At 49.0% G+C, this 19,865-nt stretch carries 13 protein-coding genes; 5 read left to right on the plus strand and 8 right to left on the minus strand.

What is annotated here, in order from left to right; all coding sequences use genetic code 11:
- Positions 1–56 precede the first annotated feature (56 nt).
- Positions 57–1,328, plus strand: a complete 1,272-nt coding sequence (locus tag SG35_RS03485; protein WP_084692847.1) for an efflux RND transporter periplasmic adaptor subunit — start codon at positions 57–59, stop codon at positions 1,326–1,328.
- A complete protein-coding gene (locus SG35_RS03490) occupies positions 1,328–4,462 on the plus strand; it encodes an efflux RND transporter permease subunit (RefSeq protein WP_044834140.1) in 3,135 nt (1,044 codons plus the stop codon). Before SG35_RS03485 ends, SG35_RS03490 begins: the two co-directional genes overlap by 1 nt.
- A gap of 110 nt (positions 4,463–4,572) precedes the next feature.
- Here the strand turns inward: SG35_RS03490 and SG35_RS03495 are convergent, their stop codons facing one another.
- The gene (locus SG35_RS03495) at positions 4,573–5,415 is read right to left on the minus strand and encodes an HDOD domain-containing protein (RefSeq protein ID WP_044834141.1); all 843 of its coding nucleotides are present in this window, start codon (positions 5,413–5,415) and stop codon (positions 4,573–4,575) included.
- 432 nt (positions 5,416–5,847) lie between these two features.
- On the opposite strand from SG35_RS03495, the gene SG35_RS03500 reads away from it, so the two are divergent.
- Both SG35_RS03500 and SG35_RS03505 read left to right on the plus strand, forming a co-directional pair.
- Entirely contained in the window at positions 5,848–6,726 is an 879-nt protein-coding gene (locus tag SG35_RS03500; protein WP_044834142.1) for an ATP-grasp domain-containing protein, read from the plus strand.
- A gap of 253 nt (positions 6,727–6,979) precedes the next feature.
- Entirely contained in the window at positions 6,980–8,674 is a 1,695-nt protein-coding gene (locus SG35_RS03505; RefSeq protein WP_044834143.1) for a diguanylate cyclase, read from the plus strand.
- Here the strand turns inward: SG35_RS03505 and SG35_RS03510 are convergent.
- A complete protein-coding gene (locus SG35_RS03510) occupies positions 8,671–9,273 on the minus strand; it encodes a nitroreductase family protein (protein WP_044834144.1) in 603 nt (200 codons plus the stop codon). The genes SG35_RS03505 and SG35_RS03510 overlap by 4 nt on opposite strands.
- A gap of 117 nt (positions 9,274–9,390) precedes the next feature.
- Here SG35_RS03510 and SG35_RS03515 point away from each other — a divergent pair, with 117 nt between their 5' ends.
- Entirely contained in the window at positions 9,391–10,305 is a 915-nt protein-coding gene (locus tag SG35_RS03515) for a LysR family transcriptional regulator (RefSeq protein WP_044834173.1), read from the plus strand.
- An 87-nt stretch (positions 10,306–10,392) separates the two neighbouring features.
- On the opposite strand, the gene SG35_RS03520 is transcribed toward SG35_RS03515, so the two are convergent.
- The 6 genes from SG35_RS03520 to SG35_RS03545 form a co-directional block, all read right to left on the minus strand.
- Entirely contained in the window at positions 10,393–11,454 is a 1,062-nt protein-coding gene (locus SG35_RS03520; RefSeq protein ID WP_044834145.1) for an NAD(P)/FAD-dependent oxidoreductase, read from the minus strand.
- A gap of 27 nt (positions 11,455–11,481) precedes the next feature.
- Entirely contained in the window at positions 11,482–12,396 is a 915-nt protein-coding gene (locus SG35_RS03525) for a LysR substrate-binding domain-containing protein (protein WP_044834146.1), read from the minus strand.
- A gap of 215 nt (positions 12,397–12,611) precedes the next feature.
- Positions 12,612–13,196, minus strand: coding sequence for a PEP-CTERM sorting domain-containing protein (locus tag SG35_RS03530; RefSeq protein ID WP_044834147.1), 585 nt, complete (start codon positions 13,194–13,196; stop codon positions 12,612–12,614).
- Positions 13,197–13,265: 69 nt separating this feature from the next.
- Positions 13,266–17,186 (minus strand): ExeM/NucH family extracellular endonuclease, encoded by a 3,921-nt coding sequence (locus tag SG35_RS03535; RefSeq protein ID WP_053043199.1) that lies wholly within the window; start codon positions 17,184–17,186, stop codon positions 13,266–13,268.
- A gap of 602 nt (positions 17,187–17,788) precedes the next feature.
- Positions 17,789–18,025 (minus strand): hypothetical protein, encoded by a 237-nt coding sequence (locus SG35_RS03540; protein WP_044834148.1) that lies wholly within the window; start codon positions 18,023–18,025, stop codon positions 17,789–17,791.
- Between the two features lie 219 nt (positions 18,026–18,244).
- Complete coding sequence (locus SG35_RS03545; RefSeq protein ID WP_044834149.1) at positions 18,245–19,846, minus strand: HD domain-containing phosphohydrolase; 1,602 nt, start codon at positions 19,844–19,846, stop codon at positions 18,245–18,247.
- Positions 19,847–19,865: the final 19 nt, after the last annotated feature.

Below are 19,865 nucleotides of genomic sequence, written 5' to 3' on the forward strand. Positions count from 1 at the left end.
CAGCATGATTGTGTGATTCACACGTTATTCCCTACTGCTTCCTAACGAGTTTATTTATGAACTTTACCAGCACTCAGGTTCGCGATTCTTCCACAAGGCGCATGGTGCCGTTACGTTATGTGCTTACCCCCATTGCCATTATTTCGGTGGCGATATTAATTCTTATCCTTGCCACTGTGTTGGCGCCGAAACCGGCTAAAAAAGACCAGGTCTTTAAGGCGCCTCTAGTGGAAGTGATGCCGCTGGAATACCAGGACATTACTTTTCGCATTGCCAGTCAGGGCAGTGTGGTACCCAGAACTGAAACCCGTTTGGTTTCTGAAGTCTCCGGGCTGATCACTCAGGTTGCCGAGCACTTTCTGGTGGGAGGATTTTTCCGCAAAGGAGAGGTACTGTTATCCATAGATGATATTTCCTATAAGGTTGCCCTGCAACAGGCGCGGTCCAGGTTAGAGACAGCAGAGGCTTCACTGATCGAAGAGCAGGCCCGGGTGGAGCAGGCAGAAGACGAATGGCTGTTAACCGGTAAATCTCTCAAGGATGCGCCTGTGATGGCGCTGCGCATTCCCAATTTAAAAAAGGCCAAGGCTGAACTTGCCGCCGCCAGGGCTAATGTTGCCGAAGCCGAAGTTAAACTGGCGCGTACGAAAATAGTGGCACCTTATGATGCCATGTTAAAAGCGAAAAAAGTCGATATCGGCCAATACGTCACTACGGGCAGCGAGCTTGCCACCACCTTTGCCGTCGATTATGCCGAAGTACGTCTGCCGGTTAAGCAAAAAGATATCGAATTTCTTAATTTACCCCGTATCAACCAGGGGGCCGGCCAGGGCTTATCGGTTGAGCTTTATTATCAGTTGGCGGGGAAAACATATCGCTGGCCGGGGGTTATTACCCGCTATGAAGGGGTCGTGGACAGCGCCAGCCGGGTGCATTATGTCGTGGCTCAGCTTGATGATCCCTATAATGTGCTTGATGCCGACAGCCGCGATGAAATACGTGTCGGTACTTTTGTGAAAGCCAGTATCCAGGGGCGGCAAATCTCAGGCGTGGTCGCTATTCCCCGCAGCGCCTTACATGGCGCCGACCAGGTTTATCTGGCAGGAGATGATAATGCGCTGAGCATGCAAAAGATCAATATCCTGCGCAGCGATCTCGATTATGTCTATACCCGGGATAAGCTGGATACCGGGCTGAGGCTGGTATTAACGAATCTTGATGCCGCCGTAGAGGGCATGGCACTGCGCATTTTTGGCGAAGAAAATGAACGTCTTGCCCGGGATGAAAGCGCGGTAAGCCCGGCGCAGAATTCGCAGGCCAGTTTCTGATGACTGCCGGCAGCGAAAAACTCACCGGCATCATCGCCTGGTTTACCCGCAACAATGTTGCCGCCAACTTGCTGATGATGTTTATTTTAATCGCCGGTGTTATTTCCTATCAGGGATTAAATAAAAAAACCTTTCCCGAATTTAATCCGAACAGTATTCAGGTCCGGGTTTATCATCTGGGCGCGGCGCCGGAAGAGGTTGAACAGGGGGTGATCCTTAAGGTGGAAGAAGCGCTGGAAGATATCGAAGGCATTAAGCGCACCACCTCCACGGCGCAGGAAGGGCAGGGCATTGTCAGCATTGAACTTCAGTCGGGTTATTCTATTGCGGAAAAACTCGATGAAGTGCAGATGCAGGTGGATGCCATCACCACCTTTCCGGAACAAACCGAAAAACCCGTTATTACCAAAGTAGAATTTAAAAGCCAGGTAATGTGGCTGTCCGTCAGCGGCAGCATGGACCGACGCAGCCGTCAGGTGATGGCGCAGGATATCCGCGACGAGATCATGGCGCTGCCAAGCGTCAATATCGCCGATATTGTCGGTAGCCGGGATTATGAAATCAGTATTGAAGTCTCGGAGGAAAAACTGCAACAGTACGGCCTGACTTTTTCTGCCGTCAGCCAGGCGGTGAAAAAGTCTTCGGTGGACCTGCCCGGAGGCACCATCAAAACCCGGGGCGGCGATATTTTGTTGCGTACCCAGGGGCAGGCCTACACCGGGGAAGAATACGGGCAACTGGTGCTGACCACTAAACCCGACGGCACCCGCCTGGTGTTATCGGACGTTGCCAATATTATTGACGGATTTGTCGAGCAGGAGGGCTTTGCTAAATTTAACGGTGAACATACCTCAAGCATAATGATCCAGTCCACCGGCGATCAAAACGATCTGGATATTGCCAGAGAAGTAAAAGCCTATGTCGAGCAAAAAAATAAACGTTTGCCGGCGGGGGCCAAGCTTACTATGTGGGGTGATTCATCTTATTACCTGTCTGAACGCTTGAGCATGATGATCACTAATTTAACCCTGGGGGCCTGTCTGGTGTTCCTGGTGCTGGCGCTGTTTTTACGGATCAAAATTGCTTTTTGGGTGATGATCGGCATCCCGATCAGTTTTTTCGGCGCCTTCATCATGATGCCGCTCCTGGGAGAATGGTCGGTTTCCATCAATATGATCAGCTTGTTTGCTTTTATTATGGTGCTGGGCATAGTGGTGGATGATGCCATAGTGATCGGGGAAAGTGCCTATAGTGAAATCCAGAATTACGGCCATTCCACCGACAATGTCATCCGCGGCACCCTGCGTGTGGCCATGCCGGCGACCTTTGGGGTATTAACCACCATTGCTGCCTTTGCCCCCCTGTTGATGATAGAAGCAACTTTCGCCGCCTTTTTCCGCGCCATTGCTTTAGTGGTGACCTTTTGTCTGCTGTTTTCCCTGATCGAGTCCAAATGGATCTTGCCTGCGCATCTGGCGCATATGCGCTACCGGCCACTGACGAAGGAAAATGCCAATATTATCGAGCGCGTGCAAATGGCTTTTAAGGAAAAGCTGGAGCACTTTATTCATCATACCTACCTGGGTTGGGTGGGCAGGGCATTACATGCCCGTTATAACACTATGGCGGTCTTTGTTGCGATCTTGATTTTATCCCTGAGCCTGATCACCGGCGGTTTTGTAAAAATGGAGGTTTTTCCCTCTATTCCCAGCGATTTTATCCAGGGGAAGCTCGTTATGGTTAACGGCAGTTCAGCCGGCGATCGCAACAAGGCCATAGATAAGGTTAACCGGGCGGCGCTGGCTATCGCCGAGGAAAACCCGTTTCAGGGAGTTAACTTTATCAAGCATACGATGGTTTTTACCCAGGGTAATACCCAGGCAACTTTTATCCTGGAGTTGGTCAAGCCGGATCAGCGTGAGCTCAGCGCCTATGATATTGAAAAATTATGGCGTGAGCGTATCGGTGAAATTCCCGGTACCAAGGAATTGCGTTTTTATGCCGGTACCAATGCCGGGGGCGATGCTGCGCTGGAGTTTCAGTTTAACGGCAGTAACGATAAAGAGCTTGAAGCCGCCGCCCTGGCTTTACAGCATAAGCTGAAGGAATATGACGGCGTTTATGATATTCGTAATTCATTTAGCCGGGGCAGCCAGGAAATCAAACTCGGCATTAAACCTGAAGCGGAAATTTTAGGGCTCACCCTTACGGATCTGGCACGCCAGGTACGGCAGGCGTTTTATGGTGAGGAAGCGCAAAGGATCCAGCGGGGGCGCGATGAGTTGAAGGTGATGGTGCGTTACCCGCAAGAGCAGAGGTTGTCGGTATTTGATCTCGAAGACATGTGGATCCGCACCCCAAACGGTAAAGAAGTGCCTTTTTACCAGGTGGCGGATATCAGTATCGGTCAGGGGTTTTCTACCATCACCCGGGTTAACCAAAAGCGCGCTATTACCATTTCGGCGGACATCGACAGTGAAAAAGTAGAGTCACGTAAAATTGTTTCAGAAATGAATGACAACCATATCCCGGAGATCCTCAGCAATTACCCCAGTGTGAAATATGGCATGGAAGGAGCCAGTAAAGAGCAGTCGGACTTTTTACGGCAACTGGCGATAGCGGGCATTGGCGCCCTGTTTCTGATCTATTGTTTAATTGCCATCCCCACCAAGTCCTATGTCCAGCCCCTGGTGATCATGTCGGTGATCCCTTTTGGCATTATCGGCGCCATTGCCGGCCACTGGCTGTTGGGGAAAACCATCAATATGATGTCAATTTACGGTTTTATCGCCCTCAGCGGCGTTGTGGTCAATGACAGTTTGATTATGGTGGATTTTATCAATAAAGGTAAGGACTCCGGCCGGCGCATGGTGGATGTTGTGATGCAGGCAGGCACGCAAAGATTCAGGGCTATCCTGCTGACGTCGTTAACGACCTTTTTCGGGGTTTTACCCCTGTATTTTGAAACCAGCCTACAGGCGCAATTTATCATTCCCATGGCGATTTCTCTGGGCTTTGGCATTGTCTTTGCTACGGTGATTACCTTGTTTTTGATCCCGGCGTTATATTTGATCAAGGAAGATATTCAGGGCTTGTTTGTGCGCGGAAAGAGACAGGAAGTGATCAGGGAATAACCCCGCGCGCCAATAGCCGGTTAGCATTATGCTCGCGCGAGTTTTACCTTATTGCTTATTGCTTATTGCTTATTGCTTATTGCTTATTGTTTATTGCAAGGGGTGGACAGTTAAATCAGCTGCTCATTGAGATCTTCAATTAAATCGGCAATATCATCTTCGTCTATATTCAGCACCGTTAATACGGAATCGCGGACAAAGGGCCAGTCGGCGGATTCACGAAAATGTTTGTGCAGATAAACGATATTCTCTGCCAGTTTCAAAATAGCAAAGCTTACCTGATCGGTTGAGCCGTCGATTTTGTCCAGGTACTCGCGCTCGTGATGGCGTAAGATCAGTTGGCAAATATCCACAGGTAAGCGCCAGGAAGTGGCGACATAATAACCGATAGTGGCATGACTGACGTTATAGGCTGTTTCTTCAATATTCGGCAGGGTTTCACTCGGGTTTTGTTCTGCCTGGGTCAAGGTGCTGCGGTAGTTTTCATATTTCATTGCCATCACCGGAATACCGCAGTCATGAAATAATCCCAGGGTAAACAACTTTTCGCTGGAGATCCTTTTTTTAAGACGTTTGGCGATAAATACTGCACTATTGGCGATATTGGAGGAGTTATTCCAAAAATCATCCAGGGGGATGCTGGCTTTTTTATCTTTAAAGCTGCGTTTGAGCAAACTGCTGGTAACTAAGGTGGTAATGCCGGCCAGGCCGATATAACGGACGGATTTTTTGATATCGGAAATTGAGCGGGCCAGGCCGTATAAAGGGGAATTGATGGTTTTTAATATGGTGGCGCTGACGGCGACATCCTGTGAGATAGTATCGGCAATCTTGTTGATATCGGGCTCAGATACACTCATTAACTTTTGCAGCTTAAGCAATAGTTCAGGTTGCGCCGGTACCGAAAAACCGCGGTCTATATCAGCCAACACCTTATCGTCTACTTGGATCATCTTGTTCGTTCATTGAAAAGGGTGAAAAGAAAATGCGTAATAAAATTAGCAATAATTTACTATTAATTGTCTTCTATTGTCTATCGGATAATGACGGAAAACCGATTTAGCACAAGCTATTGCTCTATTAACAGCAAAAGTAAAAACAAAAAAGTAAAAGACCGCGGATGAAGGAAGAATCCTGACTGCTTATTATTGCATCCGTACCATCACTCTTTAAGCTTAGCTTAGCCAGAAGTATTCGCCAAAATTGCCCCGGGTTCAGCCGGGGTTTTGCCGCTTTATCCCGTGATGGCAAAAGCTGGTTTATCCGTCGGAGGAATTTTCCTTTAAATCAAATCACCGCCATGGACAAAGGGGTTGGTAAATGCGATGCTCTGCGATTGATTTTGTATACAATTATTCTGATACAGGTAAAGGTGGTAAAACGGCATGAAGCATTGCGCGATATTAACAATGGACAGCCTGGAAAATTTTGAGGCTTATGATCATTTACTGGAGCAACCCCTAAAAGCCTTGGGTTGGCAAACTCATATGGTGTCATGGCGGGATCAGGAGGTTAACTGGGATGATTATCAAGTGGTGATCATTCGTACCCCCTGGGATTACCAGGATGATGCCCCTTTGTTTTTACAGGTGCTGGAAAAAATTGAAGCGTCAAATGCGGTGTTGGAAAACAGTTTGGATATAGTGCGCTGGAATATCGATAAAAATTACCTCAGGCAACTGGAAACGAAAGGGGTCACCATAGTGCCGACCTTGTGGCCGCAAGCCTTCGATTATGATGATGTCCTGGCGGCATTTAAGCATTTTTCCTGTGAAAAAATCGTGTTAAAACCCCGTATCAGCGCCAATGCCGACAATACCTTTTTATTGACCCGGGAACAGCTTGAGGCGAAGCGGCAGTTGCTGGCGGATACCTTTGCAAGCCGGGCTTTTATGGTGCAGCCATTTATGGAAAATATTTGCAGTGAAGGGGAGTATTCCTGCTTTTATTTTGACGGTCAATACAGCCACAGCATCTTAAAAACACCAAAAGATAAAGATTTCAGGGTGCAGGAAGAACATGGCGGCCGTTTAACCAGCATTGACGCGGAAGATAAATTGTTGGAGCAGGCGACAGTGGCCTTAAAAGCCATCAATGAGCTGCCGTTATATGCCCGGGTGGATTTTGTCCGTTACGGACAGGGGTTTGCCTTGATGGAAGCCGAGCTGATTGAGCCTTCTCTGTATTTTAATATGGATGATAACTCGGCAGCGCGCTTTGCCAGAGCTTTTGTTGAGCGTATGGCAAGGCTACACCAGCTCTAAATATATATGGCCGGGCCTGGTGAGTTAGCGGATGTATTATTCGCCAGCCACCAGGCGTGTGCAATCCGCCTCTTTGGAACATCTGACTTTTTCAATCTAAGATATAAAGGTATTCTTGTGATTTATCAGGAAATATCCTGTGCCGGGGCACATTACGGAAAATCTGATAAGGGATAGTGCGCTTTTTTGCGGAAAATCCACCTGCCGGCACGGTTAAGGTTTTAGTGAATGCTTTCCCTGAGGTGCCCGGCATATGCTGCAAAAGGTTTTATGGTTTTTTTTACTTGTGAAACCTTTGTTGTTCCCCCTGGCTTTTGCCGAAGAGCAGGCAAAAGTTTTATTACTCAACTCTTACCATCCTCAATATCGCTGGACCGCCGAACTGACTCGCGGGGTTCGGGATAAGTTGGCACCAGCAGTGCCGGTGGAAAATCTTTATATTGAATATATGGATGCCAGACGCTTTGCAGATGATCTTGTTTATCAGAAAAAATTGACTGAACTGCTGCATTATAAATACAGCCGCTATCAACCGGATATCATCATTACCAGTGATGATGCCGCCTATTATTTCATGCTCGAACATGGAGCCGGTATTTTTCCCGGGGTTGCAGTGGTTTTTTGTGGGGTGAATGTTTTTTATCCCGAGTTGTTATCAGGTAAAGACAAGATTACCGGTATCAAGGAAGGTATGGATATTTCAGGAAACCTCGCATTGATCCGTCGCCTGCAGCCAAATATCAAACGCATTATTTTACTGGGGGACACCACAGGGCTTGGGCTGCGCATGACCGAGCGGGCGAAAGAGATCCGCGCCGGCTGGTTAACGTCGCCGGTAACACGCGACATTATGCTGGAGATATGGGATGACTTCTCCCTTGAGGAGTTATATCAGCAAGCGGCCAGGCAGGAGCCGGGAACGGCGTTTCTGGTGCTGGCAATACATAAAGACCGGTTTGGTCATTACTTTTCCTATGAGCATGATCTGCCTTTATTGACCCAATACAGCAAGGTACCGGTTTATGGTATGTGGGGCACATTGATGATAGGCAATGGTGCGCTTGGCGGCATGATGAATGATCCTTATCAGCACGGCACTGAAGCCGCCGCAATGGCATTAACCATCTTAAGTGGTGTGCGGGTCTCTACAGTAAAAATCAAAGAAAAAGCCAGCTATTCCCCGGTTTTTGATTATCACCAGTTAAAGCGCTTTGATATCAACCTGGATTTATTACCGCAAAGCAGCCTGGTGATTAATCTGCCGGTCAGCCTTTATAAAAAGCATCGGCTGGAAATTAACAGTATTGTTGCCATTGTCATGTTTTTAATCCTGATCATTTCGATATTGTTTTTAAATAATCAGGAGCTGGAGTTGGTGGTTAAGCAGAGAACCCGGGATCTGGATCTTCGTAATAAAGCACTGGAAGCCAATTCTAATTTTATGAAGCATCAGGCCAATACCGATGTGCTCACCAACCTGGCCAATCGCCGGGCGGGGCTGGAGGAAATTAACGCTTATATCAGCAGGTTTAATCGGGATAACAAAACATTTGCCCTGGCTATTGTCGATATCGACTTTTTTAAAAATATCAATGACAGCTATGGCCATGATGTCGGTGATAAGGTTTTGCAGGTGCTGGGGGCGTGTTTAAAAAGACTGACCCGCCCGGGTGATCATGTCTACCGCTGGGGCGGGGAGGAGTTCTTAATTGCCTTGCCTTATGCCGATGTACAAGCTTGCCTGGTGATTTGCCAGCGCCTCAGGGAAAAAGTCAGTGAACTGGTGATTAACCGCCATGATGATAAAATCAACATCACCGTCAGTATCGGCGTGACAAATTTTGTCTGCGGGGACAATTTTGAACGCTTATTCGCCAGGGCCGATAAAGCCCTCTATGATGCCAAACGAAACGGCAGGAACCGGGTCGAAGCGGCCCCTGTGGATTAAAAGTGATTTTCCCACAGCACTTCGTTTAACGGCAGCTGGCCGCCGCGCGGATGAGCCGGTGTTTTTGCTTTGCCTATGGCTATCATCATGCCAATGACATGTCCCTGGGGTAAGCGAATCAAACGGGCCAGGGCTTCCCGGTCAAAGCCTATCATAGGGCAGGTATCGTACCCCAGGCCTTTGGCTGCCAGCATCAGGGTCTGCGCCGCCATACCGCACGAGCGCATGGTTTCATCCCGCTGCAGCTGCTCTTTGTTGCTGTAAAAGGCTGATATCATAGGCAATAACATGTCCTGGGTTTCCTTGGGACTGTTGGCGACATAACGCTGTGGCCTGTCGTTCCAGGCATTGATATCGGCGCATAAAATAATGAGCTCAGACGCCTCGCTTACCTGGTCCTGCCCCCAGGCTGCCGCTTTGATCTTCTCTCTGTGCGCCTTATCTGTTACCCGGATAAAACGCCAGTGCTGAATATTATAAGAGGTCGGCGACAGCAACACCGCCGACATTAATTGTGTAAAGTCTTGCTCCGGCATCTCAATATCGGATTGATAATGTCTCACGGCCCGGCGTTGTTCAATTGCCTGAAAAACTTTCATGGTATTTCCTTAATCTCTTTCGCTTTAGTGGAAAATACTTTAATTGTTTTTTAATTGACTGATAAGCCGGGTTAGGAGAAACTAATTGTTGAGTTTAAGTTGACAATGGTGAAGGTGATGGAAACTTTTTCGGCAATTCCCGTCTTTGTTGCTGTGGTGGAAAATGGCAGTTTTTCCCGGGCGGCGCTGCGCCTGGGCACAAGTAAATCTGCGGTCAGCAAACGTATCCGAGAGCTCGAGCATAAGCTCGGGGTACAACTGCTGCACAGGACTACTCGGCAGTTGAGCTTAACCGAAGCGGGGGAGCGTTATTTCGAATACGCCGTTAAGGCGGTGACGGCTGCCTCAGAAGGAATCGATTCCGTGACCCAGTTGCAGGGCAACCCTAAAGGGGAGTTGAAGATCAATACCCCGATGTCATTCGGGCGTTTGCATATTGCCCCGCTGGTGGCGGACTTTCTAAGCCGCTATCCCGATATCGGCTTGAACATGGTGATGGAAGACAGGGTAGTGGACCTGGTGGAAGGGGGTTATGATCTTGCCATCCGCGGGGGAAACCTGCAGGACTCTACTCTGATTGCCCGGCGTCTTGCTCCCTGTCGCAGCGTGATTTGTGCAACGCCCGATTATCTGGAGCAATACGGTACACCTGCTATACCGGAAGACTTGCCCGGCTTTAACTGTATCAACTTTTCTTATTTCAGCGGCGGCAATGACTGGACTTTTCATGGCGAAAACGGACCGGTGAAAGTGAAAGTCAGCGGCAACTACCAGGTCAATAATAGTGAAGCCCTGTTGCAGGCGGCTTTGGCCGGTTTGGGGATCGCTAAGATTCCGACCTTTGTTGTCGGCGATGATATTGCTGCCGGACGCCTGGTGCCCTTGCTTAAGGATTATAAGCTGCCGATGCAAACTTTCTATGCCGTGTTTCCTCAGCGGCGTCATTTACCGGCCAAGGTACGGGTATTCCTGGACTTTATTATCGAACGCCTCGGCGGTGATCAGCCTTATTGGGATAAGGTGATAAGTTAATATTTTAAAGTGGTGTCATATCGACATCGATGTCGATATGACATTTTTCTGTTCCCATATCGGGGACGGGTACAGCAAGAGCATAGATCAATATAACTCAACATTTACTCCCAGCCGCTGATGGGCTATAGGGCTGGTGGTGGTGTAGAGTAAAGGCACGCGCTTGCCGTCGCTCAGGGAGGATTTTATCGCAAAGGCCGCCAGCGCCGCTTCATGGAAACCGCTTAAGATCAGCTTTTGTTTGCCCGGATACCAGTTGATGTCGCCAACGGCATAGATGCCCGGCAGGGAAGTTTCAAAGCTGTCTGTGCTGACTTTTATCTGGTTCTGGTGCAGTTCCAGTCCCCAGTTTTTCAGCAGGGATAACTTGGGAGACAAACCAAAGAATACCAGCAGTTGATCCAGCTCGATCCGTCGGGTTACCCCATCTTTGCCCGTCACCCTTAATTGTTTTAGCTCGTTGTTTTCTGTGATCAACTCGCTTACTTGCCCGGTAAGCAGCTGCATTTTTAGTTTGCTGCACAGGTTTTCTACCAGCTGTACCGAATTCTCCGCCGCCCTGTACCTGGCCGATCTGTGGATCAGGGTCACACTGTTGGCAACCTTTTGTAATTCCAGTGCCCAGTCAAAGGCGGAGTCGCCGCCGCCGAGGATCACCAGGTCTTTATCCTGGTGCTGCTTTAAGTCACTCACCCGGTAGAAAACCTGTTTGTCTATCAGCGGCTCGACCCCGGGGATTTTCAGTTTTACCGGTTCAAAGGAGCCGCCGCCGGCGGCGATGATCACTGCCTTTGCCCGGATATGCCTGCCTTTGTCTGTGGTCAGTAAAAATTTATGCTCTAGTTCCAGGCGATTGATATCAATCACCCGGTTATCCAGCAGGTACTCGGGATTAAAGGGGGATGCCTGCTGCGCTAAATTGTCGATAAGTTCCAGGGCGTTGATTTGCGGCAGCGCCGGGATATCAAAAATAGGCTTTTGCGGATAAAGCTCACGGCACTGGCCGCCGATATGGGGCAGGCTGTCGATAACGATCGCTTTTATGCCTTGCAGCCCCAGCTCAAACACCTGGAATAACCCCACGGGCCCGGCACCTATGATCACGACATCGGTTTCGTTGCCGGAAAAATGCTTGTTAGTATCACTCATAATAATCCCCTTAGTCAGGATAATAATTTAATGCAGGCTGCCGGCGTTTGAGAACTCACTGAACTGACGCCTGGCTATCGGCACAAAATGCTCTGCCCATTTGGCTTGATCGGGGCGGTATGCGGCATACAGTTTACGGGAAATGCCATGCCGCCCTATGCTTTTGCTTTTGAGTTTTCCCTGTCGTATTTGCGGCGCCGCCAGCCAGTCGGGAATAGCACTTACCCCCAGCCCTGCCTCCACCATTTGCAGGATCACATCCGAGTTTTCCACCTGACGCAGCCGGGCGGGCTGGCAGCTGGCCGGTTGCAGGAATAAGTTAAAGATATCCTGCTGCTCCGGCGATAGCGGATAGGTGATCAGGGTTTTATCGGTTAAATCATCGGCCTGGATATAGGCCTTGTCCGCCAGCGGATCCTCTTTTGACAGCGCCAATATCAGCTCAAAGGTACCGATATCCTGGTAGATAAACTCCTGATGGTTGGCTTTTTTATCGGTTAGCAGGATATTGAAATCCGGTAAATCGCTGTCGGGGTTAAGGCTAAAAACACTTTTTTCTATCAGATCCACCTCTAAGGCGGGCTGCTGGCCGCTGAAGGTCTTGATCGCCGGTAATAACCATTGAAAGCCGGAGTGGCACTGCATGGCAAAATTAAACGGCATGCGTTGCACTTTTGTCGCTTTTCTGGCGGATAGCTGAATTTCAGCCTGTTCCACCTTAGGTAAAACTTCTTTGGCCAGCGCCAGCAGGACTTTGCCCTGGGGGGTAAAAACCAGAGGGCTGCTCCTGCGGATAAAAAGTTTATGGTTAAGTCTGTGTTCGAGCGTCTTTAGCTGGTGGGAAAGCGCCGACTGTGTGGTAAAAAGCAATTCAGCCGCCTTATTCAGACAATGGCTCTGCTCTAATGTAACCAGGGTTTTTAAATGTTTAAGTTCCAGCATAACCGTTCCCTTCGTGATGACTTGATAATCAGGTAAAGCAGGGAATATGCCAAATTCTTAAGTTGCTGAAATGTAGTTGTTTTCTGTTTTTTGGAAGGTGTTCTTTTTGTACATGGCTGTTAAAATGACATCCGATAAAAGATGGAAAGGCAATAACGTATACGCAATACCGGTACGCATTATTGCCTGGATTGGCATAAACGCCTTAAGTTCAGTTAGGCTTTTTTACGTAAGCTGATCAAGGCAACTGTGGCCAATAACATCAGTAAAAAGGCACTTGGCTCAGGTACTTCGCTGCCGCCAGTTACGCTGATAGCTGTGGTGGCATTGCTATGGCCGACAGGCAGGAAAAATGAATTGTAAAAACCTTCATTAAAATCACCTAAGGTGCTGCTGGTAAACAAGTCGGTGCTACCTAAGCCTATGGCGGTAAAGTTTAAGGTGGCTAACAGGATATCGCCGCCGCTGACAGCATCCTGACCGAATGGCACTAAACCGCCAAGGCCGTCACCGTCAGTGTTGGTTGGCATGAAAGAAGGGCCAACTAACAGGCTGTCCAGGGATAAAATGCTGCTGTCAAAGTTCAGATCTAAACCCCAGGCAGAAATTACTTCATTGTTAATGTCTTCATCGGTTGATGCCATCAGGCTGACACTGAAGGCATCGCCGAGATTGAGATCGTTTGAGTCCAGATCAAAAGATACCATTAAAGTGGCACTGGCAGAAAAACTGCTCAGGGCAAAACTAAGCATCAAGAAGATAGCGGCAAAAAATTTATTGGGGGTTTTAAAGTTGTTCATGATTTTCTCTAATTTATCGGTAGTAAATGTTTATGGCGCCCGATATTGGTTCGGACGCCGTCAACAAAGTTAAGGGTTAGCGTAAATTTGTTGCCACAGGCCCATATCTGCAAAAGTGATCTGGCCGTCGGCATCTAAATCGGCTGCTTCATCGAAGTTGGCACTGCCCGCTGTGCTGCCTAACATGCCGTAAATCAACATATAGTCAGCAAAGTCCAGAGTACCGTCGCCGTTAACGTCGCCGCTTTGCGCCGCTTTTTCCAGCTTGAAACTGATCACTACCGGATCATGGTCAGAAAAGCGGTAAGGATCTTCAGCGTAGAAGTCTGCCAGCTGCTGCTCAGATTTATTTTCCGTGTTGTAATCCAGTACCAAAGGTTCATCGGCATTGATATGCCAGTCTGTGGTATCTACGGTTTTCGCCAGTAAAGAATCGCTCGCCAGGGCGTGATCCAGGTAACCGGCAGCGCCGCCGTAAGTGTAGGAATAGGCGTAAGTACCGTTGAAGTGTTTGATCAGGTTGGTATAACCCTGGTCAGTAAACTTCACAATAGGATCTTCCATGGCATAAGCATTTAAGTCACCCATCACCAGGACGTCTTTTTGCGTGCTCAGTACGCTGTCGCCGGCAATCCAGTCGATAAGCGCCTGGGCCTGCAGCTGACGTTTGGCGTTGTAGCAGCTTTGGCCGTCATCCTGATCTTTATCGAGATCGGTGGCGCTGGTACAAAGTTTTGCCTTGAAGTGGTTGGCGATAATAGTGATCTGCTCGCCGTTTTCATTGAGGCTGAAGGTTTGCGCCAGTGGCGGACGGTTAAAGATTTCATCATTATTTACCTGGGCATCGCTGGCGGTAGAAACCGTGCCCGGCTTGTATAACAAGGCCACGGCGATTTCATCTGTACCAATCGGACCGCCGGTATTGACAAAGGCGTAGCTGTTGTCACCGGCAACGGCGTTTAAGCGGCTTACCAGGTCAACCAGGGTACTGTTGGCATCGACACCGTCGTTTTCAACTTCCATTAAACCGATAATATCGGCGTCCATGGTGATTATCGCAGCAACGGTTTTGGCAATCTGGCGCTCGTACTCGGCTAAGTTGTCGGCACCGCGCGAGGTTGGGAAACCGCCGCCCTGGCCGTCACCGTTAAACAGGTTGAGCACATTCATGCTGGCAACCGTGAGGTTACCCTTGATTAACTCAGGTGCAGCCGTTCTGCTATTTACTGCAGCAATATCAGGTGCCTGGCTTGGGATGATGCGGTACTTGCTGTAGCTGTAATCCATGATCCCGGTTAAGGCCGTTACCTGGTCGCCTGCACGCAGGGTATTGCTTGCCGACAAGTTGCCGCCCGGGTAGATAACGGTTTCCGGGTTAGTGCCGTTTTGTCCGTCATCCAGGGTGATCTGGTTTAAGGCATTGCTTGCTGCCAGGGCTATTGCTTCGCTTGTGCCCGGACGATAGATGTTGGTCGGGGTAAAGATACGGCCGTTAGACAGGGTTACTTCACCGTATTTGCCTAAGTCATAGTTGTTGGATACGGTTAACGGGCTGTCGATGGTAACCAGCATACCTTCAAGGGCTTCCGGTGCATCGGCTGAAGAAAATGGCAGGCTGAGGCTGGTGGCGCTGACGGCGGCGGTGCCGCACTCAAGCAGGTCTTCACCGGCGTTTAACTGGGTTCTGCCGTAGCTTTCTGATACTTCACCGAAAACACGCACCACAGTACCCACTGCCGGAGTGATGGTATTGGCGTTGTTGGCAACAAAAATACCTTCAGAAGTTTGGGCATCGCCGTCTTGATCGGCCAACTCTTCCTGGACAAAGAAGCCGTTAAGGCTGGCTGAAATCGAGGTTACCACCCCTTCAATGACATGTTTTTGTCCCTGGGTGCTGGTGATGTTATCAATGCCCTGGATGGAGCTGATCAGGCTTGCTTCATCGGCACAGATACCGATAGTGCTGGCGTCGGTGCCGTCGGAAACATCCGGGCCTGTGCCCGGGGTACCGAAGTCACCGCTACCAAAGCTTTTGCTGGTTTCTTCAAACCAGTTGCTGCCGACATTATTGTCAAGGGAAGCACTGGTTAAGGTCATGGACTTACCGTTGGGATCCGGCCACTGTGAGCCGCCGTCCCAAGCGATGTAATCGGCAATAGTGCCATCACTCATTTCCAGTACCAGTTCATCGCTGCCGTTGCTTAAATACATGCCGGAGAATTGATATATCGCTTCAACACCGCCGTTGCTTGAACTGTCGCTGTTGTTGGCGAAGATTGAGTAGGCGCCTGCCGGTAAAATAACATCTTCGGTGATTTGATGGCTGTCGTTGTCATCATCACGTAAGGTCCAGCCATTGATATTCACGGCAATGGCCCCTTTGTTTAACACTTCAAACCATTCACCGGCACTGTCAGAAACCTTGCTCGGGTTTTGCAGGACTTCGGTGATCACTAAGTCAAAGGTGGCATCACCCGTGCCCGGGGTTCCAAAGTTGCCGTCGGTATAGCTGTTGCTGCTTTCTGTGGTCCAGTTGCCGCCAACGCTGTTGTCTGTGGTGGCGCTGATCAGGGTCATGGAAGCGCCGTTTGGATCCGGCCACTCGTTGCCGTTATCGTAGGCTATGCTGTCAACCACTTCCCCTTCAGGAGAAACCAGCAGAATTTCATCCGAGCTGTTGGATAAATACATGCCGTCGCCGTAGCCGTAAACGACATTGATGCCGCCATTAATGGAGGTATCTGTGGTTTTGCCTAAAATGGCATAGTTGCCCATAGGAATGATGACATCTTCAGTAATAGTAAAGCTGTCGCTATCTTCATCTTTGATGGTCCAGCCGTTAAGGTTGATGTCGCCGGTGCCGGTATTTAAGATTTCAAACCATTCGGCGTCGTTATCGCTCAGGCCGCTTGGATTCTGCATCACTTCGGTGATGGTCAGCTGGCCATTGGTGCTGATATTGCCGGTGCCGCCGCCGGTGCCGCCGCCATCAGTACCGCCGCCGTCAGTGCCTCCGCCATCGGTGCCGCCGCCGTCAGTGCCGCCGCCTGTGGTATCATCCACACAAGTATCGGCGCTATAGAGCAGGTCGACCCATTCGCTGTGGTCAATAAAGGGGTTGCGGTTGCCCTGGTATTCATAGATGCGGTCATTACGGTTTTGCTCGGTGGCATCTACCGGATCTGCAGCGTGCCATTCAAGCAAGCGGCATAAACGGCCAAGGGCCGGTTCGCTGGTGGAAGTTAAACGGTCAACAACCGTTAAGTCCGGGGTGAAGGTATCCAGGCCTTCGTAGCGGATATCCATATAAAGCACCATACGGGCAACGTCACCTTTTACCTCATCGCGCGGCTCAAACGAGTTGCTGTCGATGCGGGTATTGGGTGACTCGCTTAGCGTGTCCATGCTGTTATCAAAGTCGAGGTTGCCGCGGGAGGAGTTGACGGAAATGTCTGTGGGTCTTAGGTGGTGGATATCGGTATAGGCTTCGTTTGAAGAACTTGAGAAACCATGGCTTTTTGCCCAAACATGTTCCCGGTTCCAGTTATCCGGATTGCTGCTTTGTGAGCCGCTGCCGTTGGATAATTTTGCCAGGGAAGTACCCTTGTATAATAAGATAACGTTATCCGGATTGGCGGGATCTTCGTCGGTCTCGGTTAGTGCTGTCCAAACCTCAGAATAGGTCAGGACTTTATGGCCGGCGCTGATAATGGTATTAATTGCCGATTTAATTTCTGCCGCGCTATAGTTGTTGTTTACGGCATTGATGGCATCGGCATAATACACCGCGTCGTCAAAGGTGCTGGCATCGGCTATTTTCGCCAAATCGGGACAGTTATAACAAACCCCTTCGAGTGAAGCACTGGTTTCGCTGGTAATGCTAGTGCCGGTTGAAAGCTGATTGCCGGTAACCGCATTAAGCACGAGTTCGCTTGCTTGGGTTACAGGTACACAAAAAAATGCCAGCAGAGCTGGTATTTTTAATTTCATGACTTTTCCTCAATGTAAGTTGTTGCCATTTCATGGCTTATTATTTTGGGCGTGCAAAATCATAAAATTGGAGTATGACATTGGCGTGACAGCGTCATAAAAAATCCGTGTAATCCAAAGGTAAAAATGCAGGCCGGGCGAATTGTGAATATTTCTTGAACAATTTTTACTATTGTTATTGAAATACGACATTCATGTTAAATTTAACACAAATTGACCACCCGGTCATATTTTTTATATGAATACTTGTCAATAGTGTCAACCAATAAAAATCAGCCAGATTTTCTTCTTGGGACTAATTATTACGGGTATGCGTCCGCTTTTCACACTATTTATTTTGGTGATAACCGTGATTTTGCTGTCTAAAAATTGACTAATTGGTTATGTTTTTTCTTGAGGTTGTTGCCGGTATGAAATCGATCCCTTGAAAGGAAGCAGAGAAAACCGGGTCTTCTATTTGCCCGGACGGGAAAGTGACGGGAAGGTTTTAGTGTTTGGGAAGGCTGTTAAAGCCGGCGGCATTTTGACAAAATGTGACGCCTAAATGCCGCTGGAAATTACGCTTTGCCGTTATGATAGTGCAAAGGTGGTCGCTAACTGTTTTACCAGGCAAGTTTATTTGGCGGCCCTCCCAATGCAGCATCCGCGCTGTCTTTACTGTTGACAGGTACGGTTCCCTTGACGAATAACTCACCATTTTGATCTATCAGGTTAAGTTTGTGGAATTTGAGGGCAAAGGACATTGCCTGCAGCAGGCTTTGTTTTTCTCCTTCAACAACGGCGTAGTCTTTATTGCAAGATTTTATCTGGCGTACTGCTTGTGGGGTGTTTAGTTCCATATTCATTTCCAGCTAAGTTCTTTAAAGGCATTACTAAGCCTAGAACAGCTGGTTGGGAAAGCGTGGCGAAAAAAAGCACGGCTTGGAGGGCGGGAGAAATAAAGTTCTAAGTCGATGATATTTTTGCTGATCATTATTTCAAACCCGGAAATAAATCAGCAATGGCTTACAGGGCGAGGTGGCGATTTCTCCGGTGATGATATTTTTATCTCGTGGCTTTCAGCCTTTTTGGCGTGTTTTTATTGCCGCTGCCAGGCCCTTTCTCTGCTTTGGCGGCAGATATCCGGGAATGGTATTGATATCAAAGTCGTCTATCTGCTCCGGTTTAAGGGCGCTTCGGGCAAAATCCAGGTAAACCTGTTTATCGATAAACACATCAAAAATATCCGGGTCGATATGATGGTCGAGTTTCATGCGCCCTAAAATGGTCAAAGACTCCGACAGGGTTTTCGCCACTTTATAGGGTCTGTCTGCTGCGGTGAGCGCCTCGAAGATATCGGCGATGGCCATCATCCTTGCCGGTACCGACATCTGATCCCGGGTCAGTCCCTTGGGGTAACCGCTGCCATCCATTTTTTCATGGTGGCCGCAGGCATATTCGGGCACATTTTGCAGGTGTTTGGGGAACTTGGTAGATTCGAGCATTTCTACCGTGATATCCATATGTTCGTTGATGATTTGCCGCTCCTGGGCGGTTAAGGTACCGCGCTGGGTGATCAGGTGATGCACCTCGTTATCGCTGAGGATCGTTTGCTTTTCTGAGGCGATGATCACTTGATAGTGTTGGCTGATCTGCCGTACCCGGTCGATCTTTTCCTGGTTAAAAAACTCACTGCCGATATTGGCCTGGCGGATAAATTCCCGGTCGCTTTCCAGCTGGGTGAGTTTTTGCTGTCGGCTTATCGGTGATAACTCGGGATGATGTTCAAGGTCACGCCGGGCAATTTCAAACCTGGCATCGACCAGGGCAATGCGGTCAAAAATCCCTTCGAGTTTGGTGGCCTTGTCCATGATATGGGCGGGGGTGGCTACTTTGCCGCAGTCGTGCAGCCAGGCGGCAACGGAGATTTCATGAAAGTCTTCCAGGGTTAAGGTGAAATCTTTTAGCGGTCCGGAGTCGGTTTCATGGCAGGCGCGGGCCAGCAACAGGGTGATTTCCGGTACCCGGCGGCAGTGTCCCCCGGTATAGGGAGATTTTTTATCTATGGCTTCGGCGATGAGTTTGGAGAAGGTGGTGAACAGGGTTTCCATATCGTCGATAAGTTGTTTATTGGTGAGCACTACTGCGGCCAGGGAGGCCAGGGCACGTACCTGGAGTTGATTTTCCTGGTTAAAGGGCACCACTTCGCCGCTTTCATCGGTGGCATTGAGCAGCTGTAATACCCCGTTTAATTCCCCGAGATGATCTTTCATCGGCAGGGTCAATACCGACTGGGTACGGTAACCTGTCTGGCTGTCCATTTGCCGGGCGGCGCTGGTATCGTAATGCTTGTCATGATAGGCATCTTTGATATTGATGATATCACCGGTAGCGGCAGCCACGGCAACCATGGCCTTGGTATTGATTTTGTCATTGATGTAAATGGGGATATCGGCGAAGGTGATTTTGTGCTCTGTGGTGCCGCCCAAATGCAGCTTTAAGGATTTATTGATAATGGTTTCAAATTTAAGGGTGTGTTCCTCTGTGACTGAGTAAATGGTACCGCCGTCGGCACGGGTTAAAATAATGGCATTAAGCAGGATTTTTTCCAGCAACAGGCGATGGTCTTTTTCTGTGGATAAGGCGATGCCGATTTCGGTAAAAAGCTCTACGTTGTTCATCTTGAGGTCCGTGTCAACT

Origin of the sequence: Thalassomonas actiniarum, assembly GCF_000948975.2 — a bacterium.
Taxonomy (GTDB): domain Bacteria; phylum Pseudomonadota; class Gammaproteobacteria; order Enterobacterales; family Alteromonadaceae; genus Thalassomonas; species Thalassomonas actiniarum.